General features: G+C 46.2%; 23 protein-coding genes, 2 tRNA genes and 1 other annotated feature. Of the genes, 10 read left to right on the forward strand and 15 right to left on the reverse strand.

Annotated elements, in window-relative coordinates; all coding sequences use genetic code 11:
- Positions 1-71 precede the first annotated feature (71 nt).
- The 6 genes from KNO69_RS12780 to KNO69_RS12805 all read right to left on the reverse strand — a co-directional run bounded on the left by KNO69_RS12780 (position 72) and on the right by KNO69_RS12805 (position 7,497).
- The gene (locus KNO69_RS12780) at positions 72-1,172 is read right to left on the reverse strand and encodes a PQQ-dependent sugar dehydrogenase (protein WP_214818481.1); all 1,101 of its coding nucleotides are present in this window, start codon (positions 1,170-1,172) and stop codon (positions 72-74) included.
- A gap of 37 nt (positions 1,173-1,209) precedes the next feature.
- A complete protein-coding gene (locus tag KNO69_RS12785; RefSeq protein WP_214818483.1) occupies positions 1,210-2,670 on the reverse strand; it encodes an MDR family MFS transporter in 1,461 nt (486 codons plus the stop codon).
- A 175-nt stretch (positions 2,671-2,845) separates the two neighbouring features.
- Entirely contained in the window at positions 2,846-4,138 is a 1,293-nt protein-coding gene (locus KNO69_RS12790; protein WP_214818485.1) for an ABC transporter substrate-binding protein, read from the reverse strand.
- Between the two features lie 159 nt (positions 4,139-4,297).
- Positions 4,298-5,278 carry an aspartate--ammonia ligase gene (gene asnA, locus KNO69_RS12795; protein ID WP_214689142.1) on the reverse strand — a complete coding sequence of 327 codons (981 nt, stop codon included), beginning with the start codon at positions 5,276-5,278 and terminating at the stop codon, positions 4,298-4,300.
- 69 nt (positions 5,279-5,347) lie between these two features.
- Positions 5,348-5,588, reverse strand: a binding site (T-box leader).
- A gap of 104 nt (positions 5,589-5,692) precedes the next feature.
- Positions 5,693-6,595, reverse strand: a complete 903-nt coding sequence (locus KNO69_RS12800; protein WP_251124962.1) for a carbohydrate ABC transporter permease — start codon at positions 6,593-6,595, stop codon at positions 5,693-5,695.
- Positions 6,592-7,497 (reverse strand): carbohydrate ABC transporter permease, encoded by a 906-nt coding sequence (locus tag KNO69_RS12805; RefSeq protein ID WP_015880804.1) that lies wholly within the window; start codon positions 7,495-7,497, stop codon positions 6,592-6,594. The genes KNO69_RS12800 and KNO69_RS12805 overlap by 4 nt, the downstream gene beginning before the upstream one ends.
- Positions 7,498-7,741: 244 nt before the next feature.
- Here KNO69_RS12805 and KNO69_RS12810 point away from each other — a divergent pair, with 244 nt between their 5' ends.
- The 3 genes from KNO69_RS12810 (at position 7,742) to KNO69_RS12820 (ending at position 13,490) form a co-directional block, all read left to right on the forward strand.
- On the forward strand, positions 7,742-9,427 hold the full coding sequence (locus tag KNO69_RS12810) for a formate--tetrahydrofolate ligase (protein ID WP_214818487.1): 1,686 nt from the start codon (positions 7,742-7,744) through the stop codon (positions 9,425-9,427).
- Positions 9,428-9,441: 14 nt separating this feature from the next.
- Positions 9,442-10,350 (forward strand): alpha/beta fold hydrolase, encoded by a 909-nt coding sequence (locus tag KNO69_RS12815; protein WP_214818490.1) that lies wholly within the window; start codon positions 9,442-9,444, stop codon positions 10,348-10,350.
- Between the two features lie 170 nt (positions 10,351-10,520).
- Positions 10,521-13,490: an SH3 domain-containing protein gene (locus tag KNO69_RS12820; protein ID WP_214818493.1), complete on the forward strand. Its 2,970-nt coding sequence runs from the start codon at positions 10,521-10,523 to the stop codon at positions 13,488-13,490.
- Between the two features lie 38 nt (positions 13,491-13,528).
- Here KNO69_RS12820 and KNO69_RS12825 read toward each other — a convergent pair whose 3' ends face one another.
- The 3 genes from KNO69_RS12825 to KNO69_RS12835 are packed head-to-tail and all read right to left on the reverse strand — an operon-like array spanning position 13,529 to position 14,855.
- The gene (locus tag KNO69_RS12825) at positions 13,529-13,942 is read right to left on the reverse strand and encodes a DUF3805 domain-containing protein (RefSeq protein WP_074037765.1); all 414 of its coding nucleotides are present in this window, start codon (positions 13,940-13,942) and stop codon (positions 13,529-13,531) included.
- Positions 13,939-14,493, reverse strand: coding sequence for a hypothetical protein (locus KNO69_RS12830; RefSeq protein ID WP_148209495.1), 555 nt, complete (start codon positions 14,491-14,493; stop codon positions 13,939-13,941). Before KNO69_RS12830 ends, KNO69_RS12825 begins: the two co-directional genes overlap by 4 nt.
- Positions 14,494-14,495: 2 nt before the next feature.
- Positions 14,496-14,855 carry a hypothetical protein gene (locus tag KNO69_RS12835; protein WP_214818495.1) on the reverse strand — a complete coding sequence of 120 codons (360 nt, stop codon included), beginning with the start codon at positions 14,853-14,855 and terminating at the stop codon, positions 14,496-14,498.
- 138 nt (positions 14,856-14,993) lie between these two features.
- On the opposite strand from KNO69_RS12835, the gene KNO69_RS12840 reads away from it, so the two are divergent.
- The 4 genes from KNO69_RS12840 (at position 14,994) to KNO69_RS12855 (ending at position 16,729) form a co-directional block, all read left to right on the forward strand.
- Positions 14,994-15,067: transfer RNA gene (locus KNO69_RS12840), tRNA-Gly, on the forward strand.
- 15 nt (positions 15,068-15,082) lie between these two features.
- Positions 15,083-15,156: transfer RNA gene (locus KNO69_RS12845), tRNA-Gly, on the forward strand.
- 157 nt (positions 15,157-15,313) lie between these two features.
- A complete protein-coding gene (locus KNO69_RS12850) occupies positions 15,314-16,114 on the forward strand; it encodes an MBL fold metallo-hydrolase (protein WP_214818497.1) in 801 nt (266 codons plus the stop codon).
- Between the two features lie 408 nt (positions 16,115-16,522).
- On the forward strand, positions 16,523-16,729 hold the full coding sequence (locus KNO69_RS12855) for a DUF3006 domain-containing protein (RefSeq protein WP_015880796.1): 207 nt from the start codon (positions 16,523-16,525) through the stop codon (positions 16,727-16,729).
- A 51-nt stretch (positions 16,730-16,780) separates the two neighbouring features.
- Here the strand turns inward: KNO69_RS12855 and KNO69_RS12860 are convergent, their stop codons facing one another.
- Entirely contained in the window at positions 16,781-17,347 is a 567-nt protein-coding gene (locus KNO69_RS12860) for a TlpA family protein disulfide reductase (protein WP_240499783.1), read from the reverse strand.
- A 75-nt stretch (positions 17,348-17,422) separates the two neighbouring features.
- On the opposite strand from KNO69_RS12860, the gene KNO69_RS12865 reads away from it, so the two are divergent.
- Positions 17,423-18,277, forward strand: coding sequence for an aldose 1-epimerase family protein (locus KNO69_RS12865; RefSeq protein ID WP_214818499.1), 855 nt, complete (start codon positions 17,423-17,425; stop codon positions 18,275-18,277).
- A 37-nt stretch (positions 18,278-18,314) separates the two neighbouring features.
- Here the strand turns inward: KNO69_RS12865 and KNO69_RS12870 are convergent, their stop codons facing one another.
- The 3 genes from KNO69_RS12870 to KNO69_RS12880 form a co-directional block, all read right to left on the reverse strand.
- On the reverse strand, positions 18,315-18,533 hold the full coding sequence (locus KNO69_RS12870) for a PspC domain-containing protein (protein WP_074037769.1): 219 nt from the start codon (positions 18,531-18,533) through the stop codon (positions 18,315-18,317).
- Between the two features lie 20 nt (positions 18,534-18,553).
- Positions 18,554-19,261 carry an SDR family oxidoreductase gene (locus KNO69_RS12875; protein WP_074037770.1) on the reverse strand — a complete coding sequence of 236 codons (708 nt, stop codon included), beginning with the start codon at positions 19,259-19,261 and terminating at the stop codon, positions 18,554-18,556.
- Positions 19,262-19,340: 79 nt separating this feature from the next.
- Positions 19,341-20,537, reverse strand: a complete 1,197-nt coding sequence (locus KNO69_RS12880) for an LCP family protein (RefSeq protein WP_251030125.1) — start codon at positions 20,535-20,537, stop codon at positions 19,341-19,343.
- 196 nt (positions 20,538-20,733) lie between these two features.
- Here KNO69_RS12880 and KNO69_RS12885 point away from each other — a divergent pair, with 196 nt between their 5' ends.
- Positions 20,734-21,648, forward strand: a complete 915-nt coding sequence (locus KNO69_RS12885) for a hypothetical protein (protein WP_078146313.1) — start codon at positions 20,734-20,736, stop codon at positions 21,646-21,648.
- A 178-nt stretch (positions 21,649-21,826) separates the two neighbouring features.
- Here the strand turns inward: KNO69_RS12885 and KNO69_RS12890 are convergent, their stop codons facing one another.
- Positions 21,827-22,054 carry a hypothetical protein gene (locus tag KNO69_RS12890; RefSeq protein ID WP_214818501.1) on the reverse strand — a complete coding sequence of 76 codons (228 nt, stop codon included), beginning with the start codon at positions 22,052-22,054 and terminating at the stop codon, positions 21,827-21,829.
- A 271-nt stretch (positions 22,055-22,325) separates the two neighbouring features.
- Between KNO69_RS12890 and KNO69_RS12895 the strand changes: the two genes are divergently transcribed.
- On the forward strand, positions 22,326-23,198 hold the full coding sequence (locus tag KNO69_RS12895) for a hypothetical protein (RefSeq protein ID WP_214784744.1): 873 nt from the start codon (positions 22,326-22,328) through the stop codon (positions 23,196-23,198).
- A 65-nt stretch (positions 23,199-23,263) separates the two neighbouring features.
- Here the strand turns inward: KNO69_RS12895 and KNO69_RS12900 are convergent, their stop codons facing one another.
- Positions 23,264-23,635 carry a hypothetical protein gene (locus tag KNO69_RS12900; protein ID WP_074037773.1) on the reverse strand — a complete coding sequence of 124 codons (372 nt, stop codon included), beginning with the start codon at positions 23,633-23,635 and terminating at the stop codon, positions 23,264-23,266.
- Positions 23,636-23,729 lie beyond the last annotated feature (94 nt).

A 23,729-nucleotide genomic window follows, 5' to 3' on the forward strand; every position in this document is an offset into this window, starting at 1 on the left:
AATAAAACGCAAAATATAATTAGAAGTAACAAAACAACGAAAAAAATAGAAACTGACGGATTCGTCAGTTTCTAGCGGATGGTCACTTGATAGAGTTTGTCGTCTTGTGATTGTGGATTGCCTCGTCCGTCCGTATTGTTCGAAATAAAATACAACGTATCGTCGTCCAACCACACATCCCGAATGCGTCCGACCCCTTCGATAATTGTCGTGACTTGCTTCGTTTCACGATCGATGGCAACGAGCCGCTCGTTCCGTAGTGTCGCCATGTATACGTACCGTTCATCGGTCGCAATACCAGACGGTGCCCAAGACGTCTCACCGACTTCAAACCATGGCGTGACCAGACCCTCTCGTTCTTCATTTGCCTCAATGAGTGGCCATCCATAGTTGTTTCCTTCTTCTATCACGTTGACCTCGTCATGTCCACTCGCCCCATGCTCACTCGCATAAAGCGTATCATCCATCCGGCTGAGTCCTTGAGGGTTTCGATGACCAAGCGAATAAATCCAGTCGGTCGGTTCGCCTTCACCCGATAATGGAATTCGTAAAATCTTCCCCGCCAAAGATGACTCGTTTTGAGCAAGTTCTGGCACGAGCGCATCGCCCGTCGTCACCCAAAGATACGCTCCATCGACTAACAGACGTCCACCGTTATGGAAACGTGCTCCTGGTATCTCGTCAATCAAGACACCAGTTTCCTCGAAACGTTCTCCATCCCACGTCAACTCTACCACCCGGTTCTTGACGTCTCTTCCCGATGAACCGTACGTATGATATGCGTAAAGGATGCCACTCGATTCAAAATCGTCGCTCAGCGCGATGCCGAGGAATCCTCCTTCACCAATCTCAAATACGTCTTCGACCAAGTTCACGTCAGATTGCGTCGCGCTACCGGAATCATCGATTACCGTGATGGTCCCACCACGTTCCGATACGAACCATTTGTCCGCACTTCGAGCGAGTGACCACGGGATCTCTAGATTCTCAGCGACGGCGGTCACTTCCCCGATGTTCAGTTCCGTCTCTTTAGTGGTATTCGATTCTTCAGATGTTGCCGACTCATCACGAGTCGATTCTTCAGCAGGTGGTGGCTCCGTACCTTCGTTCGTCGGTTCTGGCGTACATCCCATAAGAAACAATAGTGTCACAATCCCAATTTGACGTTTCATGTCGGTTCGCCTCCCTTTCCTTCATCATACCCTTGTTTTACGAGCGCTGTGAAGGTTCCGGTGGGCGGGCCGGCAAACGGGTTGCGATGATGAATGCAATCACGGCCGCAATCATCGCCCCGATGAAGATCCCATTCAATCCGGTCGCAATAATCTGTTCACCTTGCAGACGGACAGACGCGCTTAACGTCTCCGTCACACTTTGATTGAAGAAATCTTCCAAAGACACTTGGGATAAGGAGCTGCTTTCTTTAAAATCATTGAGTACGACAAAGTTAAAGACGGCTCCAAAGACTGCTACACCGAGCGTTTGACCGACCGTACTTAAGAAGGAATTGGTCGCGGTCGCCGTTCCTCGTTGCTGATAGGAAACGACGGTTTGCAAGACGACGATAAACATCGGCTGCGACAATCCGAACCCTACCCCAATCAAAGCCACCGCACTATATACCCAGAAATCCGAGCTTGATTGAGATAAAAGTGTCAACGTGAACGTTCCGATGACGAGTAGCCCCATACCAACCAACGCGCGACGTCTCGGGGAGGCCACACCGAGTGTCCGTCCCCCGATAATCGATGTGAATGTCCATGCAACAGACAACGGCATCAACATGAATCCAGCTTCGGTCGCTGTTTTTCCTAATACGGCTTGCGCCCAAATCGGGATGTAAGCTGACATCGAAACGAGGACCCAAGCCGCAAAGAAGACTGAGCCGTTGATAGCCGCAATCGTCGGTTGCTTGAGCAAATCAAACGGCAATAACGGAGAGGATGCTCTTCTTTCCGATAGGAAGAATCCTCCTAATAAAATGATACTAAGCACGCCACTTCCGACGATGGTCGTCGTCCATTCATTCGTTTCACTGAACGTGATCAAGGCGTATAAAAACGCGGTCGTTCCTCCAGCGAACAAAAGAGCACCTTTCAAATCAATCCGTTCGCTCGTTTCAGCGACGGTTTCTTTGTAAAAGACGATAATCATGATAAACGAGAGTAACGCAAATGGCACGTTTAGTAAGAAGACGTAACGCCAAGACAACGTTTCGACCAAAAATCCACCGATAACGGGACCGAGCACACCTGATACACCCCAGACCGCACTTAGAATGCCTTGAATTTTCCCACGCTCTTCGTATTTATATAAATCTCCAATAATCGTCATCGAAATCGGAAGCACGGCTCCGGCCCCGAGACCTTGCAGCGCTCGAAAGACAATGAGTTGTTCCATCGATGTCGCTAACCCACATAACAATGAAGACACGGTGAACAACCCGATTCCAAACAATAGAACGCGCTTTCGCCCGAATAAGTCTGCCACTTTTCCATAAATCGGTGTCGAAACCGCCGTAAAGAGTAAGAAGGCAGCAAATACCCAGCTGACGAGCGTCGCTCCGTTCAACTCACTTGCGATGACCGGTGTCGCAACCGATACGACTGTCCCTTCAATCGCCGCTAAAAAGGTTGCCAGTAAGAGGGCAACCGTCACATTTTTTCTCATTCGTTCCATCTCCCCAAAAAATAGTGGCGTCGGAAGGTTCCGAGCACCACTTCAACTGTCTTTTATTTTGTGCGAGTCGCGTCCATTTGACAAGTGTCATCTGTCAAATCGAAGAAGAATTCTCGACATAAAAAACACAGACGGTGAAGGGGTCGTTTCACCGTCTGTGCCATGCTTATTTCACTTTGTCTTGCCATACTTTCGTGAAGTCCTGTAGCATCTCTTCACCTGTTTTTTGTCCACCGACATATGCCTGCATAAGGGCACCATATTCATTCACTGCACCATCCGGATACTTGAACCAGTTCCAAGAGAGGGTCTTCCCTTCATTCGAATAAGCCAAGATATCGTCTGCGAGTGGTCCAAGGTCGTTGGCTTCAATCGACTTGAAGGCAGGGATGAACTTGAACTTGTTGACCATGTAGTCTTTCCCTGTATCCGACGTCACCATCCACTCTAAGAAGTCTTTCGCTTCTTCTTTATACTTCGAGTTTTTGTTGACGACCCAGTTGTTCGGGACACCAACCGGAAGACGGTCCATCTTCTCCGCATCGTCATTGATCGGGATCGGGACGAAGCCCATCTCCATATCTGGATTTACGTCGAGGATCATTTGTTGTGCCCAGTTCCCTTGTTGGAGCATTGCTGTCTCTCCTTGGGCGAACTGTGTGACTTGTGTATTGTAGTCCGTCGTCAACGGGTTTTTGTTTCCGTATTTAATCGTCAAATCAAACAATTTCAAAAACTCTTGGAACTGTTCATTGTCTTCAAACTTCGCTTTATTCTCATTGAGCGCTTGAATAAATGCATCCGGGTCGTCTTGTTGCGCCATTGGAATGTTCAACAAGTGAATCCCTAAAATCCAGAACTCTGCATAACCGACAGAGAACGGTGTGATTCCCGCTTGCTCAAGTTTCTCAGCAGCATCCGTCAGTTCAGAGAGTGTTTTCGGTAACTCTTTGATTCCCGCTTTTTCAAAAAGTTCTTTATTATAGATGAATCCGTAACCTTCGAGGTTCATTGGCATTCCGTACAGTTTACCGTCCATCGTCATCGGCTCTTTGGCGACTTCTGTCAAATCTCCGACCCACTTCTCGCTTGAGAGGTCCTCGAGTTTATCTTTCCATGTTTGTGCTTCCGTGAATCCACCGTTGTTGAAGATATCCGGTTCATTTCCTGAGGCGAATTGTGATTTGAGGGCCGCACCGTAGTCTGCTCCACCACCGACGGTTTGAACCGTGACTTTCACACCCGTCTCCTCTTCATACTCTTTTGCCATCGCTTCAAGGTCTTTCGCAATCTCTGCTTTGAATTGGAAGACGTTTAACGTGACGTCTTTTTTGTCGCCACTATCTGCATTCCCTTCAGAAGAACCTTCGTCCGTGAGTGATCCGCCGCCGCAAGCCGCGAGTGATAAGACCATTCCAGCCGTCATGACCGCTGTAGACAATTTCCACTTCCGTTTCATCTCATTTCCTCCCTTAACCTTATCCATCTTTACAAACTCAACTTTAAATGAAAACGCTTCCACAATGTAGGTGTCAAAATTGACGGATAGGGTGGAAAATGTTGCACAGAAAAACAGGACTCTTTTTTCGAGTCCTGTTCCGTGTTTCTTCTTATTATATTACAACAAGCTGATGCCAGCTTCTTGGCACGACTGAATGACTTCTTGCGGCCAGACCGATGTTTGCACTTCCCCGATATGACGTGCGCGCAACAGATACATCGCGACACGTGATTGGCCGATTCCGCCCCCGATTGTAAGAGGAAGCGTTCCTTCGAGCACGCCTTGATGGAATGGATACGCGCGCTTCTCTTCCGCATCTGCTTTCTTCAGTTGCGCATCAAGTGCCACTTCGTCGACACGAATGCCCATCGATGACAGTTCAAATGCTGACTCGAGCTCAGGGTGCCACACGAGAATGTCTCCGTTGAGCGACCAATCATCATAGTCTGCCGCTCGTCCATCGTGTTTCATACCTGAAGCGAGAAGATCTCCGATTTGTGAGATGAAGACCGCACCGTACTCTTTACAGATAGCCGTTTCACGTTCTTTCGGCGTCATGGTCGGATACGTATCCTCCAACTCCTGACTTGTGATGAAATGAATCATTTCCGGAAGAATCGCTTCAACACCGTACGCTTTCTCTACTTCTGCTTCTGTTTCACGGAGCGCAGCGTAAATCGACTCCACCGTTGCTTTCAAATATTCCATCGTCCGTTCTTCTCGAGCAATCACTCGTTCCCAGTCCCACTGGTCGACGAATAAAGAATGTGTCGCGTCGAGTTCTTCGTCGCGTCGAATGGCACGCATCTGAGTGTACAATCCTTCACCGACACCGAATCCGTAACGACCGAGCGCTTCACGTTTCCATTTCGCGAGTGACTGAACGATTTCAAGTTCATGTCCCGGATACATCGTATCAAACTGAATGATACGCTCCACGCCGTTTAAGTGATCGTTGACCCCACTCGCCGACTCGACGAATAGCGGTGCTTGTACTTGAATCAGTCCGAGTTCACGTGAGACTTTCTCCTCAAAGAGTGCCTTTACTGCTGCAATCGTCTGCTGTCTTTCTTTCATCGTGCTTGTTGCTGTTGTCATTTTCCGTTTCCTCCAATTGTGGAATATTTGAAAATGAAGCCATGAAAAAAAGCCCTCCATTCCCATCGAACATGGGACGGAAGACTTCGGTTCCGCGGTGCCACCCAAATTAGTAGACGAATCTACTCACTTTTTCGAGACAATCATCTCGTAACTCCGATAACGGGGAGCGGTCCGGCTACGTCTACTGGCAAAGCGTTCGGGTAGCGACTCCAGGAAGTTTTTCGACGAAGGGTTAAGACCGGGCTCACACCACCCCCGGATCGCTTGGCTCACTACCTTCGTGTACTCGTCCTTTCGACGTCGTTCACAATTGAATTGAGTTCATTATTATAAATATTCAGATTAATGTCAACGATTTTTTTCAAAAAAAATAATCCTCCGTGTAGCGAACGGAGGATTCCCTTGGGAGGGTTATTTAATCGAACCGCTTGTGATCCCTTTGATGATATGCTTTTGCATGCCGAAGAAAAAGACCAGAAGGGGAACGATTCCTAACACTAAACCTGCTAATGCCAAATCCCATTGTTTCGTGTACTGTCCAAAGAAATAGAATGTCGCGAGCGGGATGGTCCGTAACTCGACATCACGAAGAACAAGCGATGGTAATAAGAAGTCATTCCAAATCCATAGGCTGTTCAAGATGACGATTGTCACCGTGATCGGCTTGAGAAGTGGAAAGACGATGCGCCAGAAGACACCCCATGTCGAGCAACCGTCGATGATGGCGGCTTCTTCAATCTCCTCAGGAATCGACTTCATGAATCCGTGATAGAGGAACACTGAGATACCAGACCCAAACCCTAGATACATGACGATCAGGCCCCAATGACTATTCAACAGACCGAGGATACTCGAAACTTTCACGAGCGGAATCATGATGGACTGGAACGGAATGACCATCGCTGCCACGAACAAGAAAAAGATCATTGTGGAAACCCAATGTTTCGTCCGAACGAGTTTCCATGCCGCCATCGAGGTGAAGATGACAATGACCGCATTCGCTCCGACCGTGATGAGAAGGGAGTTCAAAAAGACACGTCCATAATTCATCGCTTCCCATGCTTCTGTATAGTTTGAGGTCAACCACTCGTTCGGTAAGGCGGACGTATTCGTAAAGATTTCAGCCATCGATTTGAACGAGTTGGCGACAATGTAATAGAACGGGACCAAATAGAGTAGTCCGAGCAAGATGGCGACGAGCTCAATAATTCCAAGGTTCCAAGAATACGTTCCCGGGCGAAGTGGACGCTGCGGGATGCGCTTCGGTGTCTTCTCTACGTTTCTCTCGACATGTTCCAATTTTTCCGTCGTCATGCTTCCACCTCCCGTTTTTTCGTCACGTACACTTGCGTCACCGTAATCGCAGCCACGACCAAGAAGAAGATGACCGCCTTCGCTGACCCGAGACCATAATTGTTATTCACAAAAGACTCCGTATAGATATTTAAGGCTAACATCTCGGTCGATTTGAATGGTCCACCATTCGTGAGCGACAAGTTCGTATCAAACACTTTGAATGACCAAGAGATGGTCAGGAACAAACAGATGGTAATCGATGGCATAATCATCGGTAGCGTGATATGGCGGAGCATCTTAAGACGATTCGCCCCATCAATTCGTGCCGCCTCCATCAAATCAGTCGGCACGTTTTGTAGCGCCGCGATGTAGATGACCATGACATACCCGCCACCTTGCCAGATGGCGACAATCACGATTCCCCAAAATGCCGTTTGCGCATCTCCGAGCCATGGTAATTCGAACAGGCTCCACCCCGTCAACGCACCGATCGAGGCGAATCCTTTTACATAAATGAACTGCCAGATGAACCCGAGAATTAAGCCACCGATCAAGTTCGGCATGAAGAAAATCGTGCGTAGGAAGTTTCGCGTCTTAATGTTCATCGTCAATAATAGCGCTAATGAGAAACCGACGATATTCGTCAATAGGACAGACACAAGCGTATATTTCGTCGTAATCCAAAAAGAAGCGCGGAACTGCTCATCTTCAAAGAACAAGCGATGATAGTTATCCAATCCAACAAAGTTCAGTTCTCCGGTGACACCGTTCCAGTCAGTGAAACTATAGTAAATGCCATTAAAAAATGGGATGAGTACGATTGCGACAAATGCCAGAAAAGCAGGTCCGACAAATGCTATAAAACTCGCAGGTTTCTTCCAATTCCTTCTGCGTTTCGTCCGTTTAGTAGTCTCATTCATGTGTATCGCCTCCACTATCAATGTACCGTGTCAAACCTTTTATGAAAACGGATACATTTGACGGAAAGGGTGGAAAATATTGAACGGAATGAATGAGTTTGAAGGAGTGATGAGTTATGATAAAATCAATGATATTACGAACGGATTGAATATGTTTTGCCTTGATTCATATTTTAGTCCGAAATACCCGAATGATTTTTAGAGATTAAAAAGATATCGTTCGACAAACGGAGGGGCTTTTTGAATGACAACGACGAAACCACTATCTGACCTTACGATTGCCCAACAAGCTAAAACTTTGCCGATTAAGGACATCGCAGCAAAAATCGGATTAGATGAAGATGATCTAGATCTTTACGGGAAATATAAAGCGAAACTTTCTTACGATGTCCTCGAACGTGTGAAAACGCAGGAAGACGGAAAACTCGTTCTCGTCACAGCGATCAATCCGACACCAGCTGGTGAAGGAAAATCAACGGTAACAGTCGGTCTCGGACAAGCGTTGAATCAGTTGGATAAACAAGCAATCGTCTGTCTGCGCGAACCTTCACTCGGTCCGACGATGGGTCTAAAAGGTGGCGCTGCTGGTGGTGGCTTCAGTCAAGTTCTTCCGATGGAAGACATCAACCTCCACTTCACAGGTGATATGCATGCGATCACATCGGCCCATAATACGATCAGTGCCATGATCGACAATCACTTGCATCAAGGAAACGACCTTGGGATCGATGTCCGACATATCGTCTGGAAGCGTGTCCTTGACTTAAACGACCGCGCACTTCGTCATGTCACGGTTGGTCTCGGTGGTCATGCTCACGGAGTCCCTCGTGAGGACGGATTTGATATTACCGTCGCTTCAGAAATCATGGCGATTCTCTGTCTGGCCGATTCATTGGACGACCTCGAAGAACGCATCAAGCGAATCGTAGTCGCCTATGACCATCAAAAAGAACCAATCACGGCAGAACAAATCGGGGCGGCCGGGGCGGCGGCGTTACTGTTGAAGGAAGCCTTTAAACCGAACCTCGTCCAAACGCTCGAACAAACGCCTGCACTCGTCCACGGCGGGCCGTTCGCGAACATCGCGCACGGATGCAACTCACTGATTGCAACGAAAACTGCATTAAAGCTTGGGGAGTATGTGGTGACGGAAGCTGGGTTCGGCGCCGATCTCGGGGCAGAAAAGTTCTGTCATATCAAATCTCGAGTCGGTGATTTGAATCCGGATGCGGTCGTACTCGTCGCAACCGTTCGCGCTTTAAAAATGCACGGTGGCGTTTCGAAAGATCAGCTTCACATTGAGAATGTCGGTGCTGTCGGAGAAGGATTGAAATTACTCGCCAAACATATCGATACGATGAAAAAACTCGGACTGCCTACGGTCGTCGCATTGAACCGTTTCAATTCAGATACAGAAGAGGAACTTGCAACCGTTCTTGATTGGTGTGCGGCACACGGTATTCGTGCTTCGCTCAGCGAAGTATGGGCAAACGGCGGACTTGGTGGTCGACAGTTAGCCGAAGCGGTCATTGACGCCGTCGAGTCGAACGAAAGCAAACTGACGCCTCTGTATGAGTTGAACGATTCGATCGAACAAAAGATTAAAACTATTGCGAGAGAAGTATATGGTGCTGCAGACGTCGTGTTTACCGCCAAAGCACAAAAGCAAATGCAAGATGTTCAGGCGAACGGCTGGTCGGACCTTCCCATTTGTATGGCGAAGACACCGTTCTCCCTCTCAGACGACCCTGCAAATTTCGGTTATCAACAAGGATTCACCATCACTATTCGCGAATTAAAACCTTCAGTGGGAGCAGGATTCCTCGTCGCCTTAACAGGCAACGTGTTGACGATGCCTGGGTTACCGAAACATCCAGCAGCTCTCAATATGGGAATTGACGAATCCGGAAAAGCAATCGGCCTTTTCTAATAGGGGGATGACACATGATCGTATCGGAGTTGACGTATCCTGACGGGTATCAAACAGAAGTGATGCACGTTCAGGCAGAGCAATCGATTGGAAAAATATTCATGTTTCACGGGATGCTCGAACATCACAAAAGATATATTGAGTTTGCACAGTTTATGGCAGATAATGGCTACGACGTATTTGTATGTGACTTGCGAGGTGCAGGTAAAAGCGCTCATGACCAACGCACATATGGGCATCTTACGCCAGGAACGGGATTCCAACAACTTGTTGAGGATGCACAGTTCCTCATCCGTCAATATGAGGATGATCGTCCGACATATCTAATAGGTCATAGTTTCGGTTCTCTTCTCGTTCGAAAGCTCGGTCAAGTCATGGGGCACGCCTTATCCGGAATCGTCGTCGTCGCCCCGCCTCCTCATCCAGGAGTTGCAGGCGAACTCGGGCATCGCTTAATTGCTACCGCGATGAAACGAACACACGAAACACACCAATCTCGGTTTTTTGAACGACTGTTATTCGGACGTTATAATCTTAAGTTTTTACCTGCTCGAACGGATAGCGACTGGCTTTCAAGTGTTCCAGACGAAGTCGACTCCTATCTCGCCGACCCAAATTGTGGCGGTTTGCCTTCCCTCGGTTTTTTACATGAAGTGACACGCGCTTCATTAGATGTCACCACGTCTGCACGGATTCATGAACATCCGAAGTCTCTTCCAGTTTTGTTCGTTGCCGGAATGGACGATCCTGTCACGCATGACGGAGAAGGGTTGAACGGAATCATTAAGAAATATCGTAATGCAGATGTCGAGCTCGCAGTCGTCACTTACGACAATGCTCGACATGAAATCCTTCGTGAAGCACACCGCGAACAAGTATGGTCAGATATTCTTGCTTGGATGAAGCAAAACAGAATCCATTAATTTACTTAATCCCCTTTTATAAGGGGATTTTTCATTTACCTGATTTTAGAAAAAGTATTTTAAGCATTTACCTTTTTTGTAATTCTACTTCTTCTTTCCATTTTTTAAGTACGTTATACTTAGACCGCAATCAATTTAATCATGCTCTCTCATCCGAAAGGGGTAACATATTGAAATCGACACTCTCAAGATTAGGAGTAGCCACGATTGTCTCAGGAACGATACTGAGCACTCTCGCACCACTCCAATCATATGCAGCAACATCCGAAGGAACAGTCAACACACCCATTTTAAATGTACGGTCTGATTCGTCGACATCGTCTTCAATCGTCGGCAAATTAACGGAAGGAACAATGGTAGATGTATACACCGTCAACGATGAATGGGCACAAATCAACTTCGAAGGTCAAAAACGATACGTTTCTTCTACGTATTTGACGATCGGCTCATCTATGACAACAGCGTCTACTTCATCTGCTTCGTTATATGTGGCTGAAATGAACGTTAATCTTCGTTCTTCGATGTCGACGTCTGCTTCCATCGAAACGGTCATTCCAAAAGGATCACTCGTAACGCATGTCTCAACACATGGTGCTACAGGATCTTGGTATAAAGTACAATTTGGTACATATACAGGATATGTGGCGGCACGATACTTTACCGAAACGAGCCCTACATTTTACGCGTCTACGACAGCCGTTCTATATGACAAGACAGGTACTGGCGCATCAAAAATCGCTACGATTCCGGAAGGTGCGAAAGTCACTTACCTCGATTCATTAGGCGCGACGGGTTCATGGTATAAACTCGAATACGGTTCACTTGTCGGTTATGCACCAGCACGTAACTTTACCGCGACTTCGCTTGCTCCAGAAGCAGTCACGACATATTACGCGGTGAAGAATGTCGCGCTCTACAATAGTTCAGGAACTGGTGCATCAAAAATTGCAACAATTCCACTTGGGGCAGAAGTAAAGCGTGTATACGTGAACGGATTGAGTTCATCTTGGTATAAGGTGCAATACGGGAACACGGTCGGCTATGCGGCCGCGCGTAACTTCTCGACATCAAAACCTGAAGCCGTCGTCAAGACAACCTATTATGCGGTTCGAGACCTCGTGTTATATGAGTCATCCGCTTCCGGAGCAGCTCGTCTACGCACGATTCAAGAAGGAACAAAAGTCGTCCAAGTATCGGATGCCAACTTATCGGACTCTTGGTTCAAAATTGAATATGATGGAGTCACCGGCTTCGCTGCCGCTCGTCATTTTTCAACGAAGGCACCTGAAGAAGTGACGATCACACCATACTTTGCGATTCGAAATGTAGCGATGTATAGTTCGTCTGCAGCCGGAGCGACGAAGATTGCCACGATTCCATTTGGTGCAAAAGTAGAACAGCTTTCACAAAGCGGTCTTTCTAGTTCTTGGTTCAAGATTCGCTATGACGGAAAAACAGGATATGCAGGTTCTAGTCACTTTTCATTAAAAGATCCAGAGGTCGTGGTGAAAACAGATTATTATACAACGCGTGATGTCGTTTTATACAACCGCTCAGATGCTGAAAAAGTGAAGGTTGCGGTCATTCCATTCGGCACGAAAGTTCAACAAGTGTCGGAACCTGGTCTCACGGAACGATTCTTTAAAATCGAATACGGTCCGATTACAGGTTATGCGACGGCAGATTACTTCTCGAAAACAGTACCGTCAGACGAACAATACGAAGAAGAACGTCAAGTTCGTATCTATGTAGATGGGAACGAGCCACTCAACGTTCGTTCGACGCCTGAAGTGACAACAGCAAATAAAGTCGGAACGTTAAGTACGGGAACGATTGTCAACATCAAACCAATTGTCGGTTCAGACTGGGCACTTCTTACAAGTGGTACGTATAGCGGCAACTATATTCATACCGATTACGTCGTACCTGTCACAACGACCCCACCTGCGACAGGTATCACGAAAAAAGTTTCGTATACTAGTTATCCGATGACAGTTCGTCAGATGGCAGACCGTCAAGTGGCTCAATTCGCCCAAACGGATGCACATCGATACGATGAAGCCTACCTACCTCGTGCTTGGGTAAGTGTCAACGGATCGACAGGAAAGATTGTGAAATCTGAGATGACTGTTGTCTCAGGGTTAGGAACCGCTTTGAAGATGACAGCCTCTTCAAGCTCGTCCTCGCTCGTCACCATTCCATATGGTGCGTCAATTCAATACGTTGACCGTTATACTTCGGGGTCAACCGTTTGGTATAAAGTAAAATACGGCACGATGACCGGTTACGTGACACCAAGTTCAGTCGTCGGAACCGCCAACATTTTGAGCCGTCCAATTTTAACATCTCATGCGTACGGTCAAATTAATACAGGCGAAACCGTTACGATTACAGGTCAATCCGGCACATACTATACGATTTCGTATAAACGACCGGCCGGACACAATATCCGAGTCTTTGATAACACTTGGCGTCGTGCATCAGTTGATGATCTTCTTCCATACGTCGATCCTAGCCAGATTGATGCAAACTCTCGATCATTCTATCAATTTTTAGATTTATCGAAGAGCGCTGGGACAACTGCGACAACATTGAACAAGGTCCTCACATCAAAAGGAACGCTCAGCGGACAAGGTCAGGCATTCGTTGATGCGGCTAGTATGTATGGCGTGAACGAAGTGTATCTTCTCTCGCATGCCATCCTTGAAACTGGACATGGTACATCTCTTCTCGCAAAAGGAGTTCCTGTCGATAAAGATGGGAATGCATTAATTAACTCGAGTGGGAATCGGATTTATCCGGAACGTCCTGTTGCCGCAACCGTCTATAATATGTACGGTATTCAAGCAACAGATAGCAACCCTCTTGGAAACGGCGCCAAATACGCCTTCCAACAAAAGTGGTTCTCTCCTAAAGAAGCGATTATCGGAGGAGCTTACTGGATTGGGGCTAGCTATATCAATCACCCGACATATAAACAAAATACGCTGTATAAGATGCGCTTCAATCCTTCTTCACCAGGAACGCACCAATATGCAACGGATATCGGATGGGCCGCAAAACAAACGACAAGCATCTATAATATCTATCAATCACTTGATGCTTACACACTCAACTTCGATGTACCAAAATATCAGTAAAAAAGGAGACACGCGCCTCGTTGGCGTCGTGTCTCCTTTTATGTCCACTCAATCGAATCGATAATGGACTCGATTTCCATCTTTTCATCGGTCACCTGATCGGCTACGTAAGTTAAGAATAAGAGCCGTTTCCCGTCGGTCAAGGACCATACATCTAAATGCATCCCATCTTCAATCCCACTTGCGTAGGCCGTTGTCATATCACTCGTTTCAGTCGTGACACTTGGAGCAATCTTTACATCAATCGGAAATTCGCCTAAGAACGTATTCAATTCGCTCATAGCGGATTGTTTTGGTTCTTGCGAATCTTCTGATTCATAGATTGAGATTTGAAGCGTCCCTTGCGCATCCGCTTCCGTCGAGTAAAAACTCACATAGTCTTCCTCTTCGCTGTATTCATAATGTTCCGGATACGTCAGGCGGAACCACCCATCAATTTCGTACTCTTTCATGCTGTTTTCTCCTTTACTTGCTTGAATGCCAGCCCTGTAACCATTTTAGCTTGAAGCGCGTACTTCAAGCGTTCGGTTACGTAAAGACGTTGGCTATTTACGTCTTGGGCGATCATATGTCCAAATAAGTTCATGCGGACAGTTTGATTGGATAGGAAATAGAGTCGATCCGCACTCAGCGGACGATATTCGTTTGAATGTTCAAGGTATTCGATTTCAAAGCGGCGGAGGACGTTCAGCGCACAGTAACGATCGGTTTTCCCGGTACTCGTATGAAGCTCGACACGAACGAGCTGAACGTCATACGGACAGACATTCATAAAGATAGGTCCCACCCGCTCATGGATCAAGAGGATACCCATATCGGTCTCAATTAAATCTGGCAGGGCTCCTTCATCTTGCGAGATGCTTAACACGACATACGGTCGGTTTGTCGGTGCAAGCAATTCCCCTTTATAAAATCGAAATCGTTGAATTCCTGTTAGAACCCGGGCACGCCAAGCACTCCCTCGAGCCTCGGCTTCCATCCGATACAACCTCTCTCCACTCACGCTTACTCCCCCTTCACTTGTTTGAGCGCATCGACGAACGTTTCCCATTCTAGGTTGTCACAAACAACCTTATTTTCCAATCCCCATTCTTCATCGATTGTCAAACGTACTTCGTTCGATTGTGCGTGATGGGTGACTCGAAGATCTCCTATTTGAATCATATCCGGATGAATCTCAAACGTCATACTTGGTAATCCGACCCACTTGATTCGATTCGTTCGTAACACAACCTGCCATTCTTGTTCATGATGGATCGAAAACGTCCAACTTCGGAGAGACACCGTCGTGTTCGTTTGTTTCGATTGTTTCAACATTCGAAACCCTTCACCCATCAGTCGTAAATATGATTTTCGCTCACTCATATTTCATTTCTCCCCTTTTTTCTATTATCTGCGTTGTGAATAGGATTCTGCAACCTAAAAAGTTTTTTTAAAAAAGGGTTTGCAAATTCCATCGTATATGCTATTATATCAAAGTAACGTTAAGAGTTAATACGTTTCGCGGGTGTAGTTTAATGGTAAAACCTCAGCCTTCCAAGCTGATGACGAGGGTTCGATTCCCTTCACCCGCTCCATATTTTTTCTTTGATGCGGGTGTAGTTTAATGGTAAAACCTCAGCCTTCCAAGCTGATGACGAGAGTTCGATTCTCTTCACCCGCTCCAATATCGACATATACGCGAGAGTATCTCGCACACATACACTGCACGGTTGAGACCTTGCAAAAAGCAGAAAGTCACACGACTTTCTGCTTTTTTGTTGTTCCGTCTATTGTTTTGGGGAAAAGAGTGATTGAATCCATACAGACAAGGAGGAACTACATTGATTCAAGCGAAGCTGCAATCTTTTACCGTATACGAAAGCGCGTTGATGCGAACGACATCGACCCTCATCGATACACCAGATGCCCTTTTGTTGATTGACCCGACCTGGCTCCCCGAAGAAATTGCGACAATCCGTCGTGACATCGAATTACACCGTCGGAATCGGCCGCTTTATGTCATCTTCACACATCATCATTTTGACCACATCATCGGAGCTTACGGCTTTGCAGATGCCACAACGATTGCCTCACAGGCTTTCGTCGATGCCGACTCATCTGACCAATTAAATGAGATTCGCGAGTTTTATGAACAATATTATATTGATCACCCGATTCAAAAACCGAACATCGACCTGGTCATCCAACCCGATCAAACGCTTTTAATCGGTTCAGTGCCCGTGACCTTCCTCTCTACACCGGGCCATGACGCGACACATATGTCGGTTCTCATCGAATCCATGAATCTTCTCGTTTGTGGAGATTATGGGTCTAATGTCGAGCCACCTTTTATCGAACACGACCCAACCGCCTATCTCGACACGTTACAAACCTTGCAATCACTCATCTACGAACATGAGATTCGCTGGTTCGTACCAGGGCACGGCGATTTGTGCGACAGCCGGAGTCACATGATTGAGAGATTGAGTGCGGCGGAAGAATATATCTTGGCACTCCCCGAAGAACGTCATTGGTCCTCCGCATGGCCAGAGCACGCTTTTTTTGACCGTGTTCATGAGCGGAATCGAAAGATGGTGGAACAAAAAGAGACCGAGCGTCGATCTCGTCAACAAGACGTATAAAAAAATCGCAACGTCTCCCCAAGACGTTGCGATTTCCCCCTATGTAGACCTATTTCTTTGTGACGCGTTCTGAGCGGACCGTGAACATACGGTCAACCCCATAGATCGTTACTCCCGTCAGAGCGAGTAACCCAATCATTGCAGAAGAAAACATGACCATCCCCCCATTGTTCACAGTTTCGTCATAATCACCCCGTGGTTTCATTATAAAAGACCATTTCAAAAAAAGAAAGCGTTTTCTTCAAACTTTCTTCACATTTCCCGCATTTAACCTCTATCGTTATTTTATACAACGTCCCTATAGTGATTAGACAGACACGTGTAAAGATGTGTAGCTTTTGTGGAATTTGGGAATACATGATGTAAGGATAAAAAGAGACAGAAGCTGCTCGTCGAGGAGGAAGAGGTATGATTAAGTACGGTACATTGGTACGAATCGAGGGAAAATATGCCGTGTTGAGATGGAACAACGGCTCAAGTTTCATCCCTAGACGATTCCTACCATCCGAAGCACGTGTTGGTGATACAATCATTCGAGACAACCATCATTACTATCTTGAAGAAGATATGACCCCTAACTTTGACGCATTGATCAAGCAACACTATAAAAGCTGAACGGTCTGCCCTCTCTAACCGGGCAGTTCGTTCAGCTTTTTTTCGATTGAATCATTCTGAGATGTCGTCGATTTGTTGCTGAAGCCACGCCTCGTCTACCGGACCCGTTTTTTTCGCCATGATGATCCCTTTTGCATCTAGAACGTACGTCGTCGGTAATGCGACAACACGATATTGTTGCTCGACAGCGGCCTCTTCATCTAGCAAAATCGGAAAATCAACGGGATACTCATCTAGGAATGCCTCCACGTCCTCTTTTCCTCGTCGCTCATTTTTGGTGACGTTCACACCAAGTACTGGGATGCCTGTCGCTTCTTCAAACGATACGAGTTCAGGAAACTCATCCCGGCATGGCGGACACCAAGAGGCCCAGAAGTTAATGACGACCGGCTGTCCTTGGAACTCAGAAAGGGTCAAATTCTCCTCATCTAACGTATTCAAAGTGAAGTCCGGGGCTTGTTGCCCCACTTCAAGTCCTCCTAATACCGATTCATTTTGGACGATCGGAACCGCTTCTTCTTTCTTTTGTGTCATCATATATTCCTCGTAGCCTTTATATGCGAGGCCAGCAATCAATAGAAGGATCAGCGTTCCAATACCAATTCTTTGTAAGCGCATCATTTACCCCTTGTTTGTTTTACTTAAGATTTCTACACTTAACTTATCATAAACCCGTAAAGGAGCGTATGGATTGTGCAACTTCAAAACGAGAAAATACAGATAACCTTAAAGGCACAAGGTGCTGAGATGACGAGTTGGAAAGTATCCGGAACTGAACTCTTATGGCAAGGGGACCCGACCTATTGGGGACGACAAGCCCCGATCCTCTTCCCGATTGTCGGTCGATTGCTCGATGATCAATATGTATATGAGGGAAACACCTATACGATGAGTCAACACGGATTCGCTCGGGACGCTATGTTCGAGGTCGAATCTTCGACTGCCACGTCGGTCCGCTTCACATTGAACGATACATCGGAATCACGTCAACACTATCCATTCCCATTCACACTGACCGTGTCCTATCAACTTGTGGGCGAAGAAGTGATTGTGACGTATCGCGTCCATAACCCGGGCGAAACGACGTTACCGTTTAGCATCGGTGGTCATCCTGCATTCAATATTCCGTTCATGGGCGGGACATTTGAAGACTACGTGATCGATTTCGGCGAAATCCGCTCCCTCGATCGCTATTTGCTCGAGGGCCCTTATTTAACAGGCGCGTATCAACCACTCGGAGAGCGTCAGTATATCCCCCTCACTCGGTCGTTATTTGACGACGATGCACTCATTTTTGAGAAAATTGAGTATGCTGCACTCCGACATCAACCAACCGGCGCAGCCATCGTGATGGAGAGTCCCTCTTTCACGCATTTCGGCATCTGGTCTCCGCCGCAGAAAGACGCTCCGTTCGTCTGTTTGGAACCTTGGTTCGGACATGCGGATTATAAAGGCCATCGAAAAGATTTCCTACACAAAGAAGGGATCCAACTCCTCCCACCAAACGAAACGTTCGAAGCGAATTATACATTATATATGGAAAACTAAAAAATCAATCCGACGTCTTGTCGGATTGATTTTTGATTTAGAAGCGATCGTCTTGTTCGGCTTCATATTCTGACACCGGCTTTTTCATGATGAGTGCCAGAATGATATAAATGAGGAGTCCCGGGCCACCGAGAAGCGCCATCGCCACGAATAGGACTCGCATAATGGTGACGTCCACCCCTAGATAGTTTCCAAGCCCTGAACAAACACCGGCAATCATTTTATTGTTTGGGTCTTTATAAAGTTTCCGTTCCATATCATCTTCTCCTCAACTCATTATGATCGTTGTGGTCGACGTAATGTCGTTCTTCCGCCGTTCGCAACCTCTCCACGCCCTTCAAAGTCGAGCGCTTCATTAATCGGTGTGCTACCAGACTTGATTTCGATTCGGCGACCGTACAGACCTCGGTTGTCGAGAGACGCTGCGATGACAGTCGCGACATCGGTTTCGGAAATCGTCGCACCATCCGCATCACTCAAGTCCTCTGATGCTTCGATTGAACCTTTACTCGGTTCATCAACAATGGTCACTGGGCAAATGATCGTATAGTTCAAACCGCTATGTTCGATATACTCGTCAGCGGCATTGTTAGCTGACAGAAAGTTAAAGAGTTCTTTCGGTGCAGCGTTCGGTTGATCAGCGCCATAGGCACTGAGTAAGACAACATGACGTACCCGTTCTTTCTTAGCGGCATCGATGGCATTCATCGCAACGTTTCGGTCAAGCAGTTCAATTTCAGTGCTCGAACCATCCGCGCCAGCAGTTGCCGCGATAATAACGGCATCTTGTCCACTTGTCGCCTCATGTACTTTCTTCTCGAGTTCTGTCTCGACATCAACCGTCAATACGTGTGCACCCATTTTCTCGTACTCTGCTTGTAGTTCAGGATAACGAATTAAAGCGGTCACTTGATGGGTTTTCGCTAGGCTTTTCAATACACGTTTCCCGATCTTTCCTGTTGCTCCAATGACTAAAACTTTCATTCAAATTTCCCTCCTCAAAAGAGTAGTTCATTTGTTTAAATTTCCTCTTTCAAGTCAGAATCAAACCCTTTTCTTAAAATTATCTGACAGTACCCCAGACAGATAAATCAAGGGCGTCTCGAATCGCCTGCACGCTCTCTTCTAACGGTTCATAATAATACACGTTATTGATATAAGCATCTTGACCCTCGACTTGCATCTTATTCACCTCAGGATTCGAAATCATCGTCAATCCGACAGATGCCATTTGCAAGACGTTCATCTCAAGTCCCATTTCTTCTTTCATGAAGCGATACGTCGCCGGAATTTTTGTCCATCCTGAAGGACTTGCCAGTTTTTCAGCGACAGCTGTCATGACCTCCGTTTGACGATTCGAACGTGCTCCATCCGTATCCGATTTACGATGTCTCGCATACGCCAATGCCATGTCTCCATCCATCGCATAGGAAACACCTTCTGTATACTCATACGTCTGGTTGAACCCTTTCTCGCTAAACGAATGCGTCGCCGTGACATTCACCCCACCAATCAAATCAATCAATTCCATGAATGATTCGAACGTGATGACGACTTGTCCGTCGACCGAGGCGTCGGTCAGCCCTTCCACGGCACCAATCGTACACTCTGCACCTCCGAACGCGAACGCATGCGTGATTTTATCACCTTCCCGTTCAGGTTCACACGGAATCGCTGTATACGTATCACGTGGAATCGATACATTCTGAACAGTACCAGAGCGTGGTACGAACTCCATCAACTGCAGGGAGTCTGTACGAGATCCTGACAACGATTCCCCTACCCGCGCATCGCTCCCCATAATGAGGAATGTGAATGGAGCAGTCGCAAAATATCCAACAATCAGTAGCATCGCAAGTAGGAAAAGGACAGCTTTCCCTTTCCATTTACGCTTTCGTTTCGTTGGTTGTTTAGACGCATGATCCATTTCTCGTTTAGCGGGAGTAGATGGTTTCGATTGTCTCGTCGTCTGTCGGGATGTTGGACGAGATGATTTCCGTTTCGAAAATAATGAAACCCGGGGCAGTCGTTTCCGACTTGACTTTGCCGTCCCATTTTTCGTCCTTGGAGATTCTTTCGTTTGTTCATTTAAAAAGGGATGTTCTGATTGGCGCGTTACTCGTTCACGCTGTTGTTCAGATTGTGCATGTATAGATGGATCGTCCGCTTGACCATGGTCCACACGAGACGATTCGATTTCTTGTTGTTCTAATTCGCGCTTTCTACGTTCGACACGCGATAAATGTTGTTCATCTTTCATCATTATGATCCTCAACTTTATCAATTTTTCTCTATTATCCCGAACCAGCCATCATCTGACAACGTTTCTTACGAAAATCCGTCTTAAGCATGAGAGCGAATGGTTGTTTCAGATGAAAAGCGGGAAAGGAATAATAATTGGTTTCTGCCCAAATCGAGATTGCCTACGAAAAGTTTGACTGAAAGGAGGAGAGCTGATGCGCATCGGAAAGTTACGCGTATTGTTAGAGCAGTATGGCGAGGCGACGTTACGCGATTTGCTCGTCGAAATGTACCGTCATACTCCTAAAGATGTGATTGATGATCAAGATTTTGATTTTATGATCAGCCAATTCACGCGCTATAAAGAGAAAAAAAATTCTGAAGAGCGACATTCGCTCTCGCAAACCATCACCTTGGCTGAACGGTTTGTTGATTCTGCGTACGAACATTTGTACATTCGTCCGAATCAAGTCATGTCAGAACGCGACCAAAAAAATTGGTACATTCATGCTAAAAAAATCATTCGCGATTTAGCACATTACGCCGAGGAATACACAGAAGCACGTACGATGTATGAAGAAATGTTTTACCTCCTCTCTACATCAGCTGGCGAAGAACCGCTCTTCTCTACGAGTGACCCGTTTCGCCTTTTAAAAATTTCACAAGTCACCATGCTCAAGCAACTCATTCACTACTATCAGCTCGATGCCCCGATTGATACCGTTTGGATTGACCGCGCCCTATACACCGCACTCTACGTGCCAAAAGATGTTGATTCTACACGAATTGATTTACTCTCAACGCTACCCATCGAACACAGTCATGCCAATACAAGAAAACTCCTTCACTCCCGTCTCTTAAAACTTTGCGATCGGATGTTAGAGAAGTCCCAAACAGAGGATACCGCGCTCGAAAACTATCAAGCGCTTAAAATGTTAGAACTCCGCCTTCTCGTCGCTGAAGGGAATTTGAAAGAAGCGGAACAAAAATTGTTCTCTGAATATATCCCGTTCTTTTCTCATCGCTCCGAACCATTTCGGGTATATGTCGACTTTTTAGAGAGTCACGGACACACTAGTGAGACGAAGCGCTTAAAACGAATTGCTAAAGAAAAGCGAATCCGATTTTAAAAAAAGGGAGTCAATCGATGGGATCGATTGACTCCAATACATGATATGAACGAGGGGTGTTCATTTGAAAAGGAGGACAGAAAGTTGGTGCAGAACTTTCTTCCTACACATATAAGTATAAGGGAACGATTGTAACCGTTACCAAATCACTTATTGCATTTTTGTGAACGTTTTCACGTTATTCAATCGTGTTCATCATGCCAAGTCCGATGACAGATAACAACACAATTAATACGAACAAATACACCATTTCATTCGGCGATTGAAATCCTTCATGAATTTCTACATCTTCTTCGACAATGATATTTTCATGAATGACGACCGGTTCTGTCTCGGCCATGGCTGCAGACGGTATTACCGTCAACCAAAGCACAGAAACCAGAATCAGTTGATAAATGTATTTCATCATATACTCCTACTCCGTGTTTTCATTGTGTTTAAGTATAGCACGTCTCAACCGTTCGTTGCGCTGACATTTGATGAATCTCACAGATGAACGATGAAACGAAATCCATTTCATTGTATTGGGCGGATATGTTCTATTTTACTCGAACCTTTTTCTTACGTAATTGATTTTTTCTCGAGTCAGTTTTCATCATACTGCCACACCCCACGATACAAGATAGCGCTTACAATTTATTTGTACTTATCATTTGATAAAGAAAGAAGGATTCTTCGTGAAACGAGCGCTACGTTTTGTAGAATGCAGGCAATTACCGTTACATGAGCGTATTTCCATTCAGTCGCTATATCCTTTAAGCAAGGCCCCTTTGCTTCTCTCCCTTCCCTCGCATCATCACGTCTACGTCGCACTCAATCGAGATACCCCACTCGCTTCAATCGTCGCAAACGACGAACAGCTTGAAACGGATCATGCCATTCGCCTCTCTCAAGCCACATATGGTGATCGTCACGTCTTTCGCGGACTACTTCATCGTTTGATCTATGTACGAAGTCGAGAAACAAAGTACCCGATTACGTACTATCTTCAGGAAGAGGATTCTCATAATCAAGACAAGCATCGAATATATGAAGCAGCAGGGTTTCAAGTATTTCATCAAACCAAAACGTATCATCTACCATTCATCCCTTGCGAGAAAGCAACCCATACCAATTGGACACTCGAATTGGTGGACTATTCAAGAAGAGCAGATTGGCTCACATTTCGAAATGAACATTGTCATCTCCTTCCGGGTGTCATTTCGATGACAGATGAACAATTCGCACGAGAAGTTCGCCAGCAAACATTGTTCTATTCCGTGAAGTGGAACCGACAAGTGATTGGAATCATGAAAGTACGCTTACATATGTACCATATTTCAATACAAGAGATGCACGTTGACTGTGACGAGACTTTATTGCGGGAAGCTATTTCATTCCTTCAACAAAAATTTTTCTACATGTTCCGATACATTGAAGAGGCACATATTTCAGCAACAAGTTTGCAACCTGATTTGAGTTATACACTTCGTCGTCACGGCGCCCAAATCTCGAGTATTTGTCGTTATACGTACATACTACAGGCACCACCGACCCCGATTTATTCCTAAACAATCAAAAGACGTCGAGCAAACCAACTCTTTCTCAAAGGAAAAAGTTGTTCATTCGACGTCTTTTATTCTGCAGCAGTAGTCGACTCCATCGCTAGAGGCGGCATCGCTTCAAACAGTTCTGTCCGAAGCCCCGTATCTCTCAAATCGAGCGATTCAATCCGATCGAACTTAATTTTGCGGTCGACAACATTGAACCAATACGTAATATTTGGTTCATCTTTAAAACGAATCGCATAATTCGACCCATTTAAATGAAAGTCGACCTCGGTAGACAGCAACTCGGTCGGACCAATTTGTTTATGGGTCGTTAATCGTTCAAGGACAACCTGTTCTTCATTGATGCGATAGTCGACAAACGTCGCAAGCGAGAGTCCAAACACAAATGATACAAAGGCGAAAGTGCCCACCAAACCCATCGTGATTTTTCCGTTCATTTCGCTGTCCCTCCCTCTCCTATTATATCGGATAGGCTTGAAACGTTGTGAAGTGACATTTTGTTCAACTTTAGGCAAACTGAAGCAGAAGGAG

It is taken from the genome of Exiguobacterium sp. s131, assembly GCF_018617345.1.
GTDB classification, from domain to species: domain Bacteria; phylum Bacillota; class Bacilli; order Exiguobacteriales; family Exiguobacteriaceae; genus Exiguobacterium; species Exiguobacterium profundum.